The following is a 4,023-nucleotide window of genomic DNA, read 5'->3' on the forward strand; positions in this document are numbered from 1 at the left end:
GTTCTGGCAAAGCGGCGATCGCCTGCTTTTGCCGGCGTCCGGTCCGTTTCCTTTCGTTCGTTGTCCATTTCCGCCTCATGACCCGCATCGCCCTCGGCCTCCACTACGACGGTGCCGCCTTCTCCGGCTGGCAGTCGCAACCGCACCGCAATACGGTACAGGACCGGCTCGAAGACGCGATCGAACGCTTTGCCGGCATCCGCCTGCCAACCACCGTGGCCGGCCGCACCGATGCCGGTGTGCACGCCCTTGGCCAGGTGATCCACCTTGACACCAGCTTGTCGCGCGAACCGTTCTCGTGGGTGCGCGGCATCAATGCCTTCCTGCCACCCGCTATTGCGCTGCAATGGGCCCGGCCGGTCGACGACGGCTTCCACGCCCGTTTCCTGGCTTTTGAGCGCATGTATTACTACGCGCTCTACACCGGCCCGCACCGGGTGCCGCTGGTGCACGGCAGGGCTGGCTACCTGATGCTGCCGCCGGGGCAGGGCCTGGATATCGCGGCCATGCGGGCAGCCGCCGGCTGCCTGCTGGGCGAACACGATTTCTCGGCCTTCCGGGCAGCCGAGTGCCAGGCGAAGTCACCGGTCAAGACCATGTACGACGTCACGCTCAAGGCCGACGGCGACTGGCTGTTCGTGCGCTTTCGCGCCAGCGCCTTCCTGCACCACATGGTGCGCAACCTGATGGGCTGCCTGGTGGCGGTAGGGCGGGGACGCTATCCGCCGGGCTGGCTGGCCGAAGTGCTGGCCGGCCGCAATCGCGCGAAGGCGGCGCCCACATTCATGCCGGATGGCCTCTATCTGGCCGGGGTGAAGTATCCTGAGCCATACCGGCTCCCGGCCGCCGATACGGCCGCCAGCCTGTTCCATGGAGTGTTTGCCAATGACCCTGATGCCTGAGCCGGACAACGCCGTGCCATGCCGCACCCGCGTGAAGATCTGCGGGCTGACGCGCGAGGAGGACGTGCGCGCCGCGGTCGATGCCGGCGCCGATGCGATCGGCCTCGTGTTCTATCCGGGCAGCCCGCGCTTTGTAGAGGTGGCGCGCGCGGCCGCGCTGGCCGAAGCCGCCGGCCCCTTCGTATCGGTGGTGGGCCTGTTCGTCAACGCCGAGGCCGACGACGTCGCCCACGTGGCCGAGCGGGTGCCGCTTACGCTACTGCAGTTCCATGGCGACGAGACGCCGCAAGCTTGCGCCCAGGTGGCCCAGCGCTGCCGGCTGCCTTTTCTGCGCGCCGCACGCGTGCAGCCCGGCCTCGATTTGGTAGAATTCGCAGATCTGTATCGCGATGCCGCTGCTTTGCTGCTCGATGCCTTCGTTGAAGGCTACGGCGGTGGCGGCCACGTCTTCGACTGGACCCTGATCCCACCGGCATGGCTTCCACCTATCCACAACCCGACCGCAAGCGCCGCTCCTCGGATCGTTTTGAGTGGTGGGTTGAACGCGCAAAACGTCGCTGGCGCGATTGAGCGCGTGCGCCCCTACGCCGTCGATGTAAGCAGCGGCGTGGAGGCTGCCAAAGGCGTGAAAGACCACGCCAGGATTGCCGCCTTCGTGCGCGCGGTCCGCAGCGCGGATGCCGGCTAGGACTGGGTGCGTTTCGGGCATCCTCTTCCGCCTGCCCGTGCCTGTCCCGCGTACGACCCTAATGCCATCGAGCTCCTGCCGGACGACCGGCAAGGACTCTGTTCAGAAGAGCTGACTCATGTACGACCTGCCCGACGCCCGTGGCCATTTCGGCCCCTATGGTGGTTCCTTTGTTTCCGAGACGCTGGTGCACGCGCTGGATGAATTGCGCGAAGCCTATGCTCACTTCCAGAAAGATCCCGAGTTCGATGCGGAATACCGCCGCGAGCTGAAGCACTTCGTTGGCCGCCCGTCGCCGATCTACCACGCGCAGCGCTGGAGCGAGATGCTCGGCGGCGCGCAGATCTATCTCAAGCGCGAAGACCTCAACCACACCGGTGCCCACAAGATCAACAATGTGATCGGGCAGGCGCTGCTGGCCAAGCGCATGGGCAAGCCGCGCGTGATCGCGGAGACCGGCGCCGGCCAGCACGGCGTAGCCACCGCCACCATCGCCGCGCGCTTCGGCATGGAATGCGTGGTCTACATGGGCTCGGAAGACGTCAAGCGCCAGGCGGCCAACGTCTACCGCATGAAGCTGCTGGGCGCGACCGTGGTGCCGGTGGAAAGCGGCTCCAAGACCCTGAAGGACGCGCTGAACGAAGCCATGCGCGACTGGGTCACCAATGTCGAGAACACCTTCTACATCATCGGTACCGTCGCCGGCCCGCATCCCTACCCGATGATGGTGCGCGACTTCCAGTGCGTGATCGGCGAGGAAGCCAAGGTGCAGATGCCGGAAATGGCCGGGCGCCAGCCCGACGCCGTGATCGCCTGCGTGGGCGGCGGCTCCAATGCCATGGGCATCTTCTATCCGTATATTGAACACAAGGACGTGCGCCTGATCGGCGTGGAAGCCGCCGGGGACGGCCTCGAGACCGGCCGCCACGCGGCGGCGCTGATCGGCGGCTCGCCCGGCGTGCTGCATGGCAACCGCACCTACCTGCTGCAGGATGCCAACGGCCAGATCATCGAGACCCATTCGATTTCCGCTGGCCTGGACTATCCGGGCGTCGGTCCCGAGCATGCATGGCTCAAGGACATCGGGCGGGCGGAATACGTTCCGATCACCGATGAGGAGGCGCTCAAGGCCTTCCACGACTGTTGCCGCATCGAAGGCATCATCCCGGCGCTGGAATCCAGCCACGCCATCGCCTACGCCTGCAAGCTGGCGCCGACGCTGCCCAAGGACAAGTTGCTGCTGGTCAACCTGTCCGGCCGCGGCGACAAGGACATGCATACCGTGGCCGAGCGTTCGGGGCTGAAGCTCTGATGCGCGAGATGCTCCCGCCGGGCGCCACCGAGGGCGGCGCCCCCTCCGTTCCCCTCGCCGCACCGCAACTGACGTTGTATCAGGAAGACGTGCTGGAAGGCATCAAGCGCATTGCCGACGAGTCGATCGACCTGATCGTGGCCGATCCGCCCTATGGCCTGGGCAAGGACTACGGCAACGACTCCGACCGCCTGTCCGGGCAGGCCTACCTGGAATGGTCCGCGAGCTGGATCGATGCCGTGGTGCCCAAGCTGGCGCCGCGCGCCTCGCTCTATCTGTTCTGCACCTGGCAGTACTCGCCCGAGCTGTTCGTCATGCTCAAGCAGCGCCTCAGCATGATCAACGAGATCATCTGGGACCGCCGCGTGCCGAGCATGGGCGGCACCACGCGCAAGTATTCCTCGGTGCACGACAATATCGGCTTCTTTGCGCGCGCGCGCGACTATTACTTCGACCTCGACTCCGTGCGCGTTCCGTACGATGCCGAGACCAAGAAGGCGCGCAGCCGTCCGCGCTTCGAGGGCAAGAAGTGGCTCGAGGTCGGCTACAACCCGAAGGACCTGTGGAGCGTGCCGCGCATCCACCGGCAGGATCCGGAACGTGCCGACCATCCGACGCAAAAGCCCTTGCATATCGTGCAGCGCATGGTGCTGGCCAGCTGCCCTCCCGGCGGACTGGTACTCGACCCCTTCACCGGTAGCGGTACCACCGCGGTCGCCTGCGCGCTGCACGGACGGCGTTTCGTCGGCTTCGAGATGAACCCCGAATACGTGGGCGTGGCGCGCGAACGCGTCGCGGCTTGCATCAGCTCGCCGCGGGCCGCGCCTGCTATCCTGAATATCGCCGCCGCGAACGACGAGCCCTTGCTGCCCGCCTCGTCCACGCCGCTGCCCAACCTCGCTCAATGACCATGTCCCGAATCAAAACGACTTTCGCGGCGCTGGCCGCGCAGAACAAGAAGGGCCTGATTCCGTTCATCACCGCGGGCGATCCCGAGCCCGGCCTGACCGTGGCGCTGATGCATGCGCTGGTGGCCGGTGGCGCCGACGTGATCGAACTCGGCGTGCCGTTCTCCGATCCGATGGCTGATGGTCCGGTGATCCAGCGTGCCTCGGAGCGCG

5 protein-coding genes are annotated in these 4,023 nt (G+C 66.3%); all 5 read left to right on the plus strand.

What is annotated here, in order from left to right; all coding sequences use genetic code 11:
* Window positions 1-77 precede the first annotated feature (77 nt).
* A complete protein-coding gene (gene truA / locus P3W85_RS37365) occupies window positions 78-902 on the plus strand; it encodes a tRNA pseudouridine(38-40) synthase TruA (protein ID WP_276268493.1) in 825 nt (274 codons plus the stop codon).
* Entirely contained in the window at window positions 886-1,590 is a 705-nt protein-coding gene (locus P3W85_RS37370) for a phosphoribosylanthranilate isomerase (protein WP_430869697.1), read from the plus strand. The genes truA and P3W85_RS37370 overlap by 17 nt, the downstream gene beginning before the upstream one ends.
* Window positions 1,591-1,708: 118 nt before the next feature.
* Complete coding sequence (gene trpB, locus P3W85_RS37375; RefSeq protein ID WP_017228649.1) at window positions 1,709-2,902, plus strand: tryptophan synthase subunit beta; 1,194 nt, start codon at window positions 1,709-1,711, stop codon at window positions 2,900-2,902.
* Window positions 2,902-3,810 carry a DNA-methyltransferase gene (locus P3W85_RS37380; protein WP_017228650.1) on the plus strand — a complete coding sequence of 303 codons (909 nt, stop codon included), beginning with the start codon at window positions 2,902-2,904 and terminating at the stop codon, window positions 3,808-3,810. The genes trpB and P3W85_RS37380 overlap by 1 nt, the downstream gene beginning before the upstream one ends.
* 2 nt (window positions 3,811-3,812) lie before the next feature.
* Window positions 3,813-4,023 (plus strand): tryptophan synthase subunit alpha (locus tag P3W85_RS37385; RefSeq protein WP_276268492.1); only part of this gene is annotated, 211 nt, incomplete at its 3' end.

This window comes from Cupriavidus basilensis (assembly GCF_029335485.1).
Classification (GTDB): Bacteria; Pseudomonadota; Gammaproteobacteria; order Burkholderiales; family Burkholderiaceae; genus Cupriavidus; species Cupriavidus basilensis_E.